Origin of the sequence: Sorangium sp. So ce145, assembly GCF_051525985.1 — a bacterium.
Taxonomy (GTDB): Bacteria; Myxococcota_A; Polyangia; order Polyangiales; family Polyangiaceae; genus Sorangium; species Sorangium cellulosum_B.
Window position 1 is genome coordinate 7,672,150 of sequence record NZ_CP150315.1, and the last position, 14,597, is coordinate 7,686,746.

8 protein-coding genes are annotated in these 14,597 nt (G+C 71.9%); 7 read left to right on the forward strand and 1 reads right to left on the reverse strand.

Features of this window, described 5'->3' with window-relative positions; translation table 11 throughout:
• Nucleotides 1-67: 67 nt before the first annotated feature.
• On the forward strand, nt 68-424 hold the full coding sequence (locus tag WMF34_RS28150) for a hypothetical protein (RefSeq protein WP_437989724.1): 357 nt from the start codon (nt 68-70) through the stop codon (nt 422-424).
• A 202-nt stretch (nt 425-626) separates the two neighbouring features.
• Here the strand turns inward: WMF34_RS28150 and WMF34_RS28155 are convergent, their stop codons facing one another.
• Nucleotides 627-2,870: a DUF3160 domain-containing protein gene (locus tag WMF34_RS28155; RefSeq protein ID WP_437989725.1), complete on the reverse strand. Its 2,244-nt coding sequence runs from the start codon at nt 2,868-2,870 to the stop codon at nt 627-629.
• 234 nt (nt 2,871-3,104) lie between these two features.
• On the opposite strand from WMF34_RS28155, the gene WMF34_RS28160 reads away from it, so the two are divergent.
• The 6 genes from WMF34_RS28160 (at nt 3,105) to WMF34_RS28185 (ending at nt 14,169) form a co-directional block, all read left to right on the forward strand.
• Nucleotides 3,105-3,752, forward strand: coding sequence for an RNA polymerase sigma factor (locus tag WMF34_RS28160; RefSeq protein ID WP_012238084.1), 648 nt, complete (start codon nt 3,105-3,107; stop codon nt 3,750-3,752).
• Nucleotides 3,728-5,305, forward strand: a complete 1,578-nt coding sequence (locus tag WMF34_RS28165) for a FecR domain-containing protein (protein ID WP_437989726.1) — start codon at nt 3,728-3,730, stop codon at nt 5,303-5,305. Before WMF34_RS28160 ends, WMF34_RS28165 begins: the two co-directional genes overlap by 25 nt.
• Entirely contained in the window at nt 5,302-6,378 is a 1,077-nt protein-coding gene (locus WMF34_RS28170; protein ID WP_437989727.1) for a hypothetical protein, read from the forward strand. Before WMF34_RS28165 ends, WMF34_RS28170 begins: the two co-directional genes overlap by 4 nt.
• A 70-nt stretch (nt 6,379-6,448) precedes the next feature.
• Nucleotides 6,449-7,039, forward strand: a complete 591-nt coding sequence (locus tag WMF34_RS28175; RefSeq protein WP_044965961.1) for a hypothetical protein — start codon at nt 6,449-6,451, stop codon at nt 7,037-7,039.
• Between the two features lie 231 nt (nt 7,040-7,270).
• Nucleotides 7,271-13,327: an AAA family ATPase gene (locus tag WMF34_RS28180; protein WP_437989728.1), complete on the forward strand. Its 6,057-nt coding sequence runs from the start codon at nt 7,271-7,273 to the stop codon at nt 13,325-13,327.
• 107 nt (nt 13,328-13,434) lie between these two features.
• Complete coding sequence (locus tag WMF34_RS28185; RefSeq protein WP_012238089.1) at nt 13,435-14,169, forward strand: DUF7873 family protein; 735 nt, start codon at nt 13,435-13,437, stop codon at nt 14,167-14,169.
• Nucleotides 14,170-14,597: the final 428 nt, after the last annotated feature.

Sequence of the window (14,597 nt, forward strand, 5' to 3'; positions counted from 1 at the left end):
CCCGGGGACACAGCAGTGATTGTCATCGTTTCGCGCTCCTTCGAGCGCTCATCAAGGAGGATTGGCCATGCGCAACGTTCTCATCGTCGTGTTCGTGCTCATCGTGGGATGTGGCGGGGAGGCTCCGGCCGCGCGCTGGGTGGCCTGCGAGTTCACCGGCAGCACCCCTGGCGGCGTGACGGTCCGTAGCTGCGCCGAGCTCGAGACCGACGACCCGGACAAGCACGAAAGCCAGTGCGCGGACACGTCAAACCTCGAGGCCGAGCTCGTCGATCGATGCTCTACCGACGACGTGCTCGGCACCTGCGTCGTCACCGGCGAGGGCGAGACCATGACGACGTACCATTATGAAACAGAGATCCTCACGGCGGACCTCGTCAAGCCGCTCTGCGAGGCGATGAATGGCACCTGGACGCCGCGCTGAGCCGTGATCACGGGATCGTCCTTGCCCGGGCGTCGAATGGCGACGAGCAGATGACGGCGGTACGTTCCCGGGGCTGACGGGATCGATCGAGCGCCATGATCCCGCTGGCGCGCAGCAGCGTCGGATCGGCACAAGTCGACACAGCTCGGCACGAATTCACGGGACGGCCAGCGCCGAGCGCTGCGTCGCCGGATCAGCGGAATCAGCGGGAGACGAGGTCCGTCATCCAGGGCACGTCGGGGGTCGTTTCCAGGACCTTGCCGGCCCACTGCCGGTCGTCCATGCGCTCGAAGTTCTCGGTGACGGCCTCGAAGTACGACGAGGCGAGCCCCACGAACGCGCGCGGCGCGCCGCCGCAGGGATCGGCCGTCACGACCATGAGCCGCGGCAGGCCGGTGCCCACGTGCAGCACGCGGCCGACCGGCGCGCCGCCCTCCTCGGTCGGCTGGGTGTGCACGTCGGCGATCGTCGGGTCCTGCTCGAGGCTCTTCAGCTCGTCGAAGAAGAGCTGCCTGTACCAGCCGTGGACGCCCGTGGGCCCGCCGCAACCCTCCCATTCGATCTGCACGGCCTGGTTGATGAAATCGAGGTGCTCCTGGGTGAGGGGCAGGCCGGCGCGCTCGTTCGCGGCCATCTCGCCGAGCGTGCGCGCGACGTCGCGGAGCTGCGAGAAGTACGCCGGCACCGCCTTCTCGAGCCACGGATCGCTCGACAGATCGAGCGCGCCGATGATCTCGGCGCCGTGCTCGGCCAGCTCGGCGATGCGCGCGAAGAACGCCGGGTACGGGTCGACGTACGCGTCCGGGAACTCGCACGTGTCCCCGCCCGTGTACGACTGCTTGGCGTAGAGCAGGGTGTCATGGCGGAGCTCGGCCCACGAGGCGAGCTGGGTGCTCAGCAGGCGCCGGCCCCACGCCTCGGTCTTCGCCACGCCGGGCAGCCCCTCGCCGTCGCCGATCGCCCGCGCCGGCGACAGCTCCCGGAGCGCGCCGAGCCAGCGATTGTAAAGGTTCTTGCCCCAGAAGTCCCCGGGGTGCGCGTCGACGAGCACGCGCATCATGTGCAGGTCCGGCGCGTAGGGGAACTTCCCGAGCTCCGGCGCGAGCAGCTGGCCTGCCTGATCGTTCCCGAGCGCTGCGAAGCCCACGTCGAGCGGGCTCGGCATCATGCGCTTGACGGCGCCGCCCTGCACCCGGTCGAAGACCACGTTCGAGAAGACGTGGGAGTCGACGACGTACCGCTGGCCCAGCAGCGCGAAGCTCGACGAGAGGGGCAGCGTGCCCTTGCCGAGCCCGTTGATCATGATGTGGCTCGAGATCCGCTGCGTGCCGTGGCCCTCTTTCACGATGACCTCGGCGATCCGCGCGTCCGGGACGCCGGCGAGGCCGGCGGCGTCGCTGAGGCCGAGGTCGGCGAGCAGGTCGTCGAGCTCCGGCAGGGTCATGGTGTCGCTCTCGCCGACGAAGGCCTGGACCCCGTCGTCGATGCGCTTGTAGCGGGCGACGGTCTCCGCGTCGGCCAGGGCGCGCAGCACGTACGCGCCCTCGAGGTGCCGCCGCTGGAAGCGCTGCGTGCCGTCCTGCTGGGTCTCGAGGAAGCGGAAGTCGACGCGGCCGAGCCACATCATGCTGCGGAAGTAGCGCGCGAGCTCGGGGCGCTCCTCGTCGAGGTAGTGGCCGCGGGGCTCGAACTGCGAGAAGTCCATGAGCCGGTCCGTGCCGAAGAGGCGGACCTCCGCCATGCCGTCGTGGGCCTCGGCGCCCGCGACGAGCTCGTCGATCGCCGCGGCGCTGGCGCCCGCGACGGGGGCGACGGGTGCGCCGTCGAGCAGCGCGAGCGCGACGGCCGTGAAGAGATCCGCGTCCGCGCGCGCCTCGGCGCCGAGCTCCGCCCCGGCGCCCGAGGCGAGCCGCGCGCGCATCTGCTTCAGCATCGTCCCGAGCTCGGGCGCGAGCGAGGCCAGCTCCACCGCCTTCAGGATCGCGTCGTACGAGCGGTGGATCGCGAACAGGACCGAGTCCGCGGACACGTAGAGCGGCAGGTCGAGCGAGTAGATGCTCTCGTAGCCGTAGACGAAGGTCGGGAAGGACTTCTTGCTCGAAATGACGAAGCCGTTCGCGGAGAGCTTCGCGAGCTCGTCCTCGTCGAGCGCGAGCGCGGTGCCCTGGAGGAGCGAGAGGCCCGCGGCGTCCGCCGGCGCGTAGGACAGGCCCGACGCGAACGGGACAGGGTACCGCGAGGCGAAGTCCTCGGCGGTCATGCTCGCCGAGGCATCCTTCTCGGCGAGCAGCGCGGTGAGCTCCGCCTGCTGCTCGGGCCCGAGCTCCGTGGAGGGCAGCTGGGTGCCGTCGGTGCCGGGCGGGGGCTGGCTCCCCTCGCCCGAACAGCCGGCGGCGAGGGCGACGAGGATCGGGACGACGTGAAGGCGAAGAAGCAGGTTGCGCATCGTGCTCCCCTTTCGAAGCGTGCCCCCGAGCCCGGGGCGCGAGGGCCTTGAAAGCAAAGGTGGTGCCGTGGGGGCGCGGCCTCGGCGCCAAGATCGCGCCTGCGACGGAGCGCAGGGTCAGGGCACTCGCGTGAAACCACGGCTCTTCAGGCGCTCCTCGGGCCTCGGGGGACGATCGTGCGACCCCCTGAGCCGTGAGCCTCCCCTCGCGGGACTTCAGCAGAGGAGCCCCGTTTGACCCGCCCCTTGAAGCTCGTCCGACCGCCGCCGCCCGCCCCGAAGCGGGCCTTCGCCGGGGACGACGCGACCCTCGTGCACGCGTTCCGGCGGGGCGACCCCGGGGCGCGCGCCGCGCTCTACGACCGGTTCGCGGATCACGTCCACCGGGTGCTCTACCGGCTTCTCGGCTTCAGCCACGACCTGGCCGACCTGCACCACGACGTCTTCGTCCGCGCGCTCGGCTCGCTGCCGGGCCTGGAGGACCCGAGCGCGCTCAAGGGCTGGCTCACGATGATCGCTGTGCACGTGGCGCGCTCGTCGATCACCCGCAGGAAGCGGCGCAGCTGGCTCTGGTTCCTGCCGAGCGAGGAGCTGCCCGAGGTCGAGTCCGGCGCGGCGTCGGGCGACGTGCTGGACGCGTTGCGCGCGACCTACGCCGTCCTCGACGCGCTCCCGGTGGACGAGCGCATCGCCTTCGCGCTCCGGTTCATCGACGGCATGGAGCTCACCGAGGTCGCCGCGGCGTGCGAGACCTCGCTCGCGACGATCAAGCGGCGGCTCGCCCGCGCCAGCGCCCGCTTCGAGGCCGAAGCCCGCAAGCAACCCGCGCTCGAGGCGTGGCTCGATGGAGGTACCCGGTGGGGCAATCCGAGCGCCCGCTGACCACCCTGGGACGACACGTGGCCGGGCTTCAGGACCGGATGCCGGCGGCGCGGCTCGATCGCGAGCGCGGGCGAGCGCGGCTGCTCGCGGCGGCGCCGGTGCCCGATGCGGAGCCGGCCGGGCGCGGAGAGCGGCCCGGCCGCGAGTCGTCCTGGGCGCGGCGGCGGACGAGGCCTGGAAGGCCGTTCGCGGTGCGGCTCGCCGCCTCGCTGGCGGCGGTGGCCCTGCTCGCCGCCGCGCTCGTGGTCGCGCTCGTGGCGCGCCCCCGCGCTCCGATGCGCTTCGCGCTCGGGGCGGCCGAGCCAGGGGTCGTCGGCGCGTGGATCGCCGCGCCGGCCACGGCGGAGCTGCCGATCCGGTTCTCCGACGGCTCGCTGCTCCGCCTCGCGCCGGGGGGGCGCGCCCGCGTCGCCTCGGTGGGCGCAGACGGCGCGGAGCTCTCCCTCGAGCGGGGCGCCCTCGATCTCTCGGTCGTCCACCGCGAGGGCGCGCGCTGGACGGTGCGGGTCGGGCCGTTCCAGGTCCGCGTGATCGGGACGCGCTTCGAGACCCGATGGGACCCGATGACCGAGCAGCTCGTGGTCGCGCTGCACGAGGGGGCGATCACGGTCTCCGGGCCGGTCGTGGGCGATTCGCGCGCCGTGCGCGCCGGCGAGCGGCTCACCATCTCGCCCGCGACGAACACCCTCGAGGTCGGCTCGATCGACGCTGCCGCTGGCCCCCCATCGACGGCGACCGCGCCCGGCGCGGCTGCCACGAGCGCGGCCGATCCCGGCGCGATGGCCGCGAGCGCGGCCGATCCAGGCGCAAGCGCGCCGAGCGCGGCCGCTCCAGGCGCGGCTGCCCCGAGCGAGGCCGCTCCGGGCGCGGCTGCGCCCTCGACGAGCGGGCCGTCGGCGAGCGCCCGCGCCGCGGACGCCGGGGCGGCCGCGCTGCAAGGGCAAGCAGGCGGCGAGGGCTCGGTGGCTCCCCTGCCCGCGCAGCGAGAGACGCCGTCGTGGCGCGCCCTGGTCCTCGAGGCCAGGTACAGGGACGCCCTGGCGGCCGCGGAGGGCGAGGGCTTCGACGCGCTCTGCGACGCCGCGAGCGCGAGCGATCTGCACGCGCTCGGCGATGCGGCCCGGCTCGGCGGGAGCCCGGCGCGCGCCGCCCAGGCCTTCGCCTCCCTCCGCGCCCGGTTCCCTGGCTCGCCCGAGGCCGCGTCGGCGGCGTTCCTGCTGGGCAGGATCGCCCAGGACCAGAGCAAGGACCACGCGGCCGCCGCGCGCTGGTTCGCCCGGTACCTGCGCGAGCAGCCGGCGGGCGCGTTCGCCGCCGAGGCCGCGGGGCGCCTCGTCGAGGCGGAGGACAGGCGGGGCGACGAGGCGGGCGCCCGAAGGGCGGCCGAGCAGTACCTCGCCGCTCATCCGAGCGGCTCGCACGCGGGGTACGCGAAGCACGTGCTCGCGCGCGGATCGAAGGCGGTCACCCCCGGAGGCTCTCCTACCAGGCCCGTCTCCCCCGGAGGCTCGCCCGGCGCGCCGGGCCCTGCCGCCGAGCCTCCCTCGCCGTGAGACGCCGCGCCGCGACGCTCCTCTTCCTCGCCTTCCTCGCCGGGGCCACGCTCGCGGCAGGGGCCGCGCTCGCGGAAGGCGCGCGCGCCGACGAGACCCGGACCGAGGCCGCCTCGACCATCGCTGTCCTCTGCGCCCCCGGCGATCGCTTCGGCCTGCGGATCGTGGCCGAGATCGAGTCGCTGGGCCTCCGGGCGGAGCGCCTCGACCCCGCGGCCGAGCCGGCGTCGCGCGCGTCCCTCGAGGCCTCGGCGCGCGAGGTGGGCGCCATCGCCGCGATCCGCGCCGTCCCCTCCGAGCGCGGCGTCGAGATCTGGATCGCCGACCGGGTGACCGGCAAGACCGTCCTCCGCGAGATGGCGGACGACGGCGGCACGCCCGACCGCGACGCGGCGCTCGCGCTCCGCGCCGTCGAGCTCCTGCGCGCCAGCCTCCTCGAGGCCGGCCTGCCCGCGCCCCCGCCCGGAGAGGTGCCCGCGACGCCCGAGATCCGCGAGAAGCTGCGGGTCCGCGCGCCGGACACGCCGCCCGCGCCGGCCCGGAGGCCGTCGACGGCGCTCCGCCTCTCGCTCGCTCCCGGTGCGCTGCTCAGCCCAGGCGGCTTCGGCGCGGCGGTCAGCATCGACGTCGGCCTCTCCTGGCTGCCGGGCGAGCACGTCGGCGCGATCGCGTTCGCCGCGATTCCGGTAAGCGCCCACCAGATCGAGCGATCGCAAGGCACCGCCGAGCTCTCCGTCCTGCTCGCCGGCGGGGGCGCGCGCTTCCAGCTGGCCCCGCGCGACAGCCCGTGGACGGCCTCGGCGGATCTCGGCTTCTCGGCCGTGCTCCTCTGGAGCACGGGGGTGGCCAGCAAAGGCTTCCGCTCGAGCGCATCCGCCGCGGTGGCCGCCAGCCCCTTCGCGGGCGCCGGCCTCTCCTTCGCCCTGACCCCCACGTTCCGCCTGCGCGCCGACGCCCTCGCCAGCGCGCTCGTCCAGGGTGTCTCCGTCCGGTTCGTCGAGCGAGAGACGGCGACCTGGGGCAAACCGTTCATCCTCTCTTCAGCCGGCATCGAGATCGATCTGTTTTTATGAGCCGCCGTCACGCGCCGGAGGGACTTCACCTCTGGAGCCTGGCCTGGAGGTCGTTCGAATGAAACGATGGATGATGGTCCTCGGAGCGATGGCGGCGATGAACAGCGGATGTGGCGAGATCGTCTTCAATCCCATTCAAAATGGGAGTTGGGAGAGCACCCCGGAGGCCATCGCGCCCATCGACGAGGCCCCGGACGAGGCAGACGACGGCGCCTCGCCCCCTCACGTGATCGCGCTGCGAGGCAGCGACGTGGACTTCGGGTCGCTCCACTTCAGTCCCACGCTCAACCCGCACCCCTGGGCTGATCCCGACGCGCTCGTCTTGTTCTTCAGCAGCGCTGTCCAGCAATGTAGCCAGCCTGTGCTCGCGATGGAGGTCGGCGCCACGTGCGACCTTGCGCCTGCCTGGCAACACATCTTGATGATTCCACCCGAGCTCAACGGGCCGGGCGTGATCGATCTGTCCGTTCTACGGGTCGGCTTCCAGCAGTTCATGCTCATGGACAACTGCAGCGGCGGGGGTGGGACAGGCAACAGGTACTGGGGCACGCTCGAGATCGTCGAGAGCGACGAGACCTCGCTCTTCGTGAAGGTGCGCGGCACGGACAACGCGAACTTTCCGATCGACGGAGATCACACGGTCCAGCGCTGCGGCACATAGCTCCACGGTCGCACGACGGCTGGCCGTCGGGCTCCGGCAGTCACAGCACAGCGCGCCCGCGCGGCAGGCGTCGGCGGCTCCTCGGCGAATTCCCGCCCTTCCCCTCGTCATCGCAGGCGAGCCGGCGCGAGGGCGCTCCGCCATTTCCAGTGGCGAAGCACGCCGCTTTTGGCACCATCAGGCCAGACGCCGACGCCTCGGAGGCCGCTCCGGCTGCCGACGATCTTGCCTATGCCGGAAAGTCCGCGCTACCTCGTGGTGGGGGTGCTGCACCAAGGTGCAGAGACGATCCTCTACCGAGCGCGGCGCGCGGAGGACGGCCGGCCGGTGGTGCTCAAGGTCCTGCGGCGCGATCACGCGAGCCCGCGCGCCCTCGGCCGGCTGCGCCACGAGCACGAGCTCGCCAGGGCGCTCGACACGACGGCCGTGGTCAAGGCCCGCGCGATCGAGGTGTTCGGCGATCAGGTGGCGCTGGTCCTCGAGGACTTCGGCGGCCGCTCGCTCGACCGGCTGCTCGATGGCGACGGGCCCATGCGCCCGATGCGCCCGATGTCGATCGAGCGCTTCGTCCCCCTCGCCCTCCGCCTGACCGACGCGCTGGCCGAGCTGCACCGCCATCGCATCATCCACAAGGACATCAAGCCCCAGAACCTGCTCTGCAACCCCGACACCGGGGAGGTGAAGATCACCGACCTCGGCATCGCCTGCCTGCTGCCCCGCGAGTCCCAGGACCTCGCCCGCGACAGGCTCATCGAGGGCACGCTCGCCTACATGGCGCCGGAGCAGACAGGCCGGATGAACCGCTTGATCGACGAGCGGACCGACCTGTACTCCCTCGGCGTCACCTTTTATCAGATGCTGACGGGCGCCCTGCCGTTCCAGGCCAGCGATCCCGTCGAGTGGGTGCATTGCCACATCGCCCAGGCGCCGCGGCCGCCGCACGCGCTCGTCCCATCGATTCCCCCGCTCCTGTCGGCGGTCGTGCTCAAGCTGCTCTCCAAGGCCGCCGAGGAGCGGTACCAGAGCGCGCTCGGCCTGCGCCACGATCTCGACCGGTGCTCTTCCCAGCTGCGGGCGACCGGCGCCATCGAGCCGTTCCCGCTCGGCGAGCGCGACCTCTCCGACCGGTTCCGGGTCCCGCAGCGGCTCTGCGGCCGCGAGCGCGAGCTCGAGGCGCTGCTCGCCGCGTTCGAGCGCGTGGTCTCGAATGGCCGGCCCGAGCTCGCGCTTGTGTCGGGTTACTCGGGCATCGGCAAGTCCTCGCTCGTCGCCGAGCTGCACAGGCCCGTCGTGCGCGAGCGCGGCTTCTTCGTCTCCGGCAAGTTCGAGCAGCTGAAGCGCGACGTCCCTTACCACGCCTTCCTCCAGGCGTTCCGGGCGCTCTTGCAGGAGATCCTGTGCGCGAGCGAGGAGCAGCTCGAGCGCTGGAGGCAGCGCCTCCGCGAGGCCCTCGGCCAGGACGGCGGTCTGCTCGCCGACGTGCTCCCCGAGCTCGCCCTGCTCCTCGGCCCGCAGCCCCCCGTGCCCGAGCTCCCGCCCGCCGAGGCGCAGGGCCGGCTGCACGCGGCGCTCCAGCGCTTCGTCGCGGCGTGCGCCCGGAACGAGCACCCCGTCGCGCTCTTCCTCGACGACCTGCAATGGGCCGACGCGGCCAGCTTCCTCTTGCTCGAGCAGCTCGCCACCTACACCGGGTCCGAGCACCTCCTGCTGATCGGCGCCTACCGCGACAACGAGGTCGGCCCCGCGCACCCGCTCCGGCTCACGCTGGCCGAGGTGCAGAAGCGCGGCGCTGCCGTCTCCGAGCTCGTCCTCGCGCCGCTCTCCGCCGCCCACGTCGGGGCGCTCGTCGCCGAGGCGGTCCACGCCCGGATCGAGGAGGTCGAGCCGCTCTCCCGGCTCGTCCACGAGAAGACCGGCGGCAACCCCTTCTTCGTCCTCCAGTTCCTCTTCGAGCTGCACCAGGAAGGTCTCATCACCTTCGACGCCGAGCAGCGCGCATGGCGCTGGGACATCGCCGCCATCCACGACAAGGGCTTCACCGACAACGTCGTCGAGCTGATGGTGGGCAAGCTCAAGCGGCTCTCCCTCCCGGCGCGGGACGCGCTCAAGCTCGCCGCCTGCCTCGGCAGCAGCCTGGACCTCGACCCCCTCGCGATCGTCGCGCGAAGGTCGGCGGAAGCGCTCCGGGGCGCGCTCGAGGAGGCCGTGCGGGAGGGGCTGCTGCTCCGCCGGGGCTCCGGATATCGCTTCCTCCATGACCGGGTGCAGCAAGCCGCGTATTCGCTCATCCCGGCCGAGCAGCTCGCCGAGGTGCACCTGCGCATCGGCCAGCTGCTCGTGAAGGCCCAGCGCCCGGGCGAGCGCGACGAGTCGCTCTTCGACGTCGTCGGCCACCTCAACCGCGGCGCCGCGCTCCTCCGCTCCCAGGTGGAGCGGGACGATCTCGCCGCGCTGAACCTCCGCGCCGGCAGGAAGGCCAAGGCCGCGGCGGCCTTCCAGTCCGCCGCCGCGCTCCTCGCCGCGGGCCTCTCCCTGCTGGCGCCGGACCGCTGGGAGGCGCGGCACGAGCTGACCTACGAGCTGACCTTCGAGCGCGCGCACGTCGCGTACATCACCGGCGGCTTCGACGAGGCCGAGCGGCTCCTAGAAGAGCTCATGGAGCGCGCGAGGACCAGGACCGAGACGGCCGCCGCCGTCGAGCTCGCCGTCGCGCTGAACGTCACCCGAGGGCGACACGCTCGCGCGGTGGAGATCGGGCTCGGGTGGCTCCGCGCCTGTGACATCGCGCTGCCGCTCTGCCCAAGCGACGCACGGGTCGACGAGGAGACCGAGCACGTCTGGCGGGACCTGGGCGATCGCGCGATCGCGGACCTGGTCCACCTGCCCCGCATGACGCATCCGGAGATCGAGAGCGCGATGGGCGTGCTGAACGGGGTGTCCCTCCCCGCGTTCTTCATGGACGCGAACCTGCACTACCTCATCGTCCTGCGCATGGTCCAGCTCAGCCTGCGCCACGGCAACGCCGACAGCTCCTCCAACGCGTACACCTTCTTCGCGAGGGTGATCGGCCCGAGGTACGGGCGGTATCGGGAAGGGTATCTGTTCGGCAAGCTCGGTCACGACCTGGCGCAGAGGAGCGGCCTCCTCACCACGAAATCGGTGGTGCTCACCATGTTTGGACAGCACATCGTCTTCTGGACGCGCCATTACCGAGAGACGACGCCGTACACGCGCGCCGGCTTCAGCGCCGCGGTCGAGTCCGGCAACCTGAACGACGCCTGCTACAACTGCATGTGGGCCGAGATCTTCCCGCTGCTCTCCGGGGAGCCGCTGGAGGACGTGCTCCGCGCGGTCGAAGAGCGCCTCGGCTTCGTGCGCAGGGCCGGCTACGCGTTACCGCACCGCGTCCTCTTCAGCATCTACGCCATGATCCAGGCGCTGCGCGGGAGGCCGGCGCGCCTCTCGGCGGTGGACGGCTCGGAGCTGGATCTGCTGGCCTTCGAGGCGTCGCTCGAGGAAGAGAATCCTCCGCTCGTCCGCGCCATCCATTACAACTTGAAGGCGCAGGCGCGCTTCCTGATCGGCCCTCCCGGAGCGGCGTTCGCCGCGGTGACCCGCGGGCGCGCCGAGCACCCGTACAGGGTCGAGTCGAACGTCATCATCGCCGAGAGCTTTTATTACCTCGCGCTCTCGCTCGCGGCCCTCTCCAGCGAGGCGCATGAGGCGCGGCCCGCCCCGCGGGGGGACCTCCCCGAGGAGCTGCTCGAGTGCGAGCGGCAGCTCGGCGCGTGGGCCAGGAGCTGCCCCGAGAACTTCCTCCACAAGCACGCCCTGGTCCGCGCCGAGATCGCCCGGCTCCGCGGGCAGGAACCGCAGGCGATGCGGCTCTACGAGCAAGCCATCTCCTCGGCGCGGGAGAACGGCTTCGTCCAGCACGAGGCCATCGCCTGCGAGCTCGCCGCGGGGTTCTACCGCGCGTGCGGCCTCTCCACGGCCGCCGACGCCTACCTACAAGAGGCCCGCGCCGGCTATTTTCGCTGGGGCGCCCACGCCAAGGTGGAGCAGCTCGACCAGCGCTACCCCTACCTCGCCCCGCGCAGGCCGATCGCGCCCACCGTCACCTTCGCCGTGCGGGCCGAGCAGTTCGATGTCCCCTCGGTCGTCACCGCCTGTCAGAGCATCTCCGGCGAGCTCAAGCTCCCGCGCCTGCTGGAGATGCTGCTGCGCATCGTGGTCGAGCACGCGGGCGCCGGAGAGGGGGTCGTGCTCCTGGTCCGGGAGGATCGCCTGTCGATCGCGGCGGCGATCTCGACGTCGCGCTCGACGTCCGGCGGCGCGGCGCGGCTGCTCGACGCGGGCGAAGCGGCGGCGACCGCGCTGCCGCAGTCGGTCCTCAACTACGTTCGCCGGAGCCACGAGCGCGTGCTGCTCGACGACGCCGCCGGGCGGCACCCGTTCTCGGAGGACGGCTATTTCAAGCAGCGAGGGGCGGGATCGGCGCTGTGCCTCCCGATCGTGCGGCAGGCGCGGCTGCTCGGCCTGCTCTACCTGGAGAACAGGCTCATCACCGGGGCGTTCACGCCCGGGCGGCTCACCGTGCTCGAGCTGCTCGCCTCGCAATCGGCCATCTCGCTCGAGAACGCCCTCCTCTATACCGATATCGAGCAGGAGAACGCCGAGCGGCGCCGGGCGGAGCGGCAGCTCCAGGCCAACCAGAAGACGCTCCAGGCCATCGTCGACAACTCCGCAGCATCCATCTACCTCAAGGATCGCGACGGCCGGTATCTGCTCGCCAACTGCCACGCGGACAGCGCCGTCGGGCTGTCGCGCCATCGGCTCGTCGGAAAGACCGACGCCGAGGTCTTTCCTGCTTCGACCGCCGAGCTGCTCCGTGACAACGACAGGAGGGTGCTCGACGCGGGCGAGCCGCTGCAGTGCGAGGAGGAGATCTTGCTGGACGACGGGCCGCACACCTTCCTGTCGGTCAAGTTCCCGCTCGGCGAGCGGGTCATGCCCGGCGTGCTCTGCGGCATCTCCACCGACATCACCCAGCGCAGGCGGGCCGAGCTGGCCGAGCGCTTCCTCGCCGAGGCGAGCCGCAAGCTCATGGCCCTCGGCTACGGCGCCACCCTCGACAGCGTCGCGCAGCTCGCCGTGCCCGAGCTGGCCGATCAGTGCGTCATCGACGTGGACCTCGCTCGCGGCGCCCCGGGACACACGATCGCCAAGGGCGTGCCTGCCGAGCTCGCGCGGGCGGTGCTCGACGCGCTGCAGCCGCTCTCGGCGGCGTCGCTGCAACGCCCCGAGGTGGGCGACGTCCGCGCCGCGCCCCTCCTCGAGCCGCTCGGCGTTCACTCCTTCCTCCGGGCTCCGCTCCTCGCGCGGGACCGGTGCTTCGGCGTCATGACCCTGCTGGCGACCGCTCCCCGGCGCCGCTACGGCCCCGCCGACCTGTGGCTGGCCCAGGAGCTGGCGAGCCGCGCCGCGCTCGCCCTCGACAACAGCCGCCTGTTCGCCGAGGCCCAGGTGGCGATCGAGCGCCGGAACGAGTTCCTCCTCGTCGCCTCGCACGAGCTCAAGACCCCGCTCACCTCGCTCAAGATGCAGGCTCACCTGCTCGCCCGGCTCCTGCCCCGCTTCCAGCGCGCCGAGGTCGCTCCGGAGCGCATCGACGCCGCGATCCAGGTCCTGAACCGCCAGATCGCGCGCCTCGCCCATCTGATCAACGAGCTGCTCGACGTCACCCGCCTCAACGCCGGCCGGCTCACCCTCGCGCGCGCCCCCCTCGACCTGGCAGCCCTGGCGCGCGAGGTCGTCGAGCGGATGCACCAGCAGCTCGACGACGCCTGCTGCCGCACCCAGATCGAGCTGGAAGCGCCCGTGATCGGGGACTGGGACGCTTCTCGGATGGAGCAGGTCCTCATCAACCTGCTGTCCAACGCGATCAAGTACGGCGCGGGGGCCCCCATTCACGTCGTCGTGCGCGGCGGCGGCGATCGCGCGCTGCTCGTCGTCCGCGATCACGGCATCGGCATCACGGAGACCGACCAGGCCAGGATCTTCGAGCGCTTCGAGCGCGCCGTCTCCGCCCGCAGCTTCGGCGGCCTCGGCCTCGGCCTCTACATCGTCCGGTGGATCGTCACCTCCCACGGCGGCACCATCCGCGTCGAGAGCGAGCCGGGCGCCGGCGCCGCGTTCATCGTCGAGCTCCCCTTGCGCCCGGCCGAGGCGGAGACGGCGGCCGAGGGCGCAGGCCAAGGAGAACGGGCCCTGCTCCCATCGGCCTAGGCGCTCACGCGCTCACGACAGCGCTCCCCGGGCCCATTGCCGGCTCACGCGACGGCGCTGACAGGCGCTTTGCTCCTCTGATAGGGTGGTCCTCCTAGGAGACCGCCATGCCTCGCTTGAACCAGATCATCGCCATCGAGAAGGGCGTCAAGGCCCGCTCCCACCAGCGCCTCACCGAGGCGCACCACGCGCTGCAGAAGCCGGCGTTGCTCTCCGGGATCTCGCGCACCTACCGGTCGAAGGATGAGGAGGGCGAGCAGCTCCCGCCCGAGGCGACGAGGGTGCAGGCGAAGGCCGAGGACATCATCCGGAGCACCGCCGACATCCTGGGCGAGCTCTTCGACGTCACGGCCACCAAGGACTATGCGAACTGCAAGGCCCGCGCGGACGTGGTCGTCGACGGCAAGGTGCTCCTCGCGGGGGCGCCCGTGACTTACCTGCTCTTCCTGGAGAAGCAGCTCGTCGACATGAACACCTTCATCAAGAAGCTGCCGGTGCTCGACGCGTCGGAGAGCTGGACGTTCGATCCCTCCGCGGACTCCTGGGCGACGGAGCCGGTGCAGACGGCGCGGACCAAGAAGATCCCGCGCAACCACGTCAAGGCCGAGGCGACGGAGAAACACCCGGCGCAGGTGGAGGTCTATCACGAGGACGTGGTCGTCGGTTACTGGAAGACGGTCAAGTTCTCGGGCGCGCTGCCAGCGCGGCGCATCAACGAGCTGCTCGATCGCGTGGAGAAGCTGCAAAAGGCGGTCAAGTTCGCCCGCGAGGAGGCGAACAACCAGACGGTCGAGGAGCAGAAGGTCGGCGCAGCCGTCCTCGGGTTCCTCTTTGGCGCGTGACGCGTACCTGACGCGCGCCCCCTGCCCCGGCCGCGCTTGCGCCGCGGCCGCCGGAGCGATATCGTGGCCGCGGAGTGCAAGTTGAAGCTCAAGCTCAGCTTGATGGGCTCGGCGCCCAAGCGCAGGTTCGAATCCTGCCCCCGCCACCTCATTTTCCCTCGCGGCGGGGTAGCCCAGCTTGGAAGAGGCAGCGCCGGCCCGTTCAATGGTCTCAAGCTCTCACTCCAGGCTCGAGCATTCGCTGCCGATCACCCAATCGAACGGGAGGAGGCTTGAATCGTCGGATGCTGGTTCAATTCCAGCCTGGCCAGCCCGCGCCGCGGTGAGGCGTCGCCTCTCCTCGCGCGGCGCCGGGGCGCTCCCGCCCCGGCGCGCGGTCCATGATGGCCGGTAGTTCAATGGCAGAACACGGCGGTGTAAGGACTGAC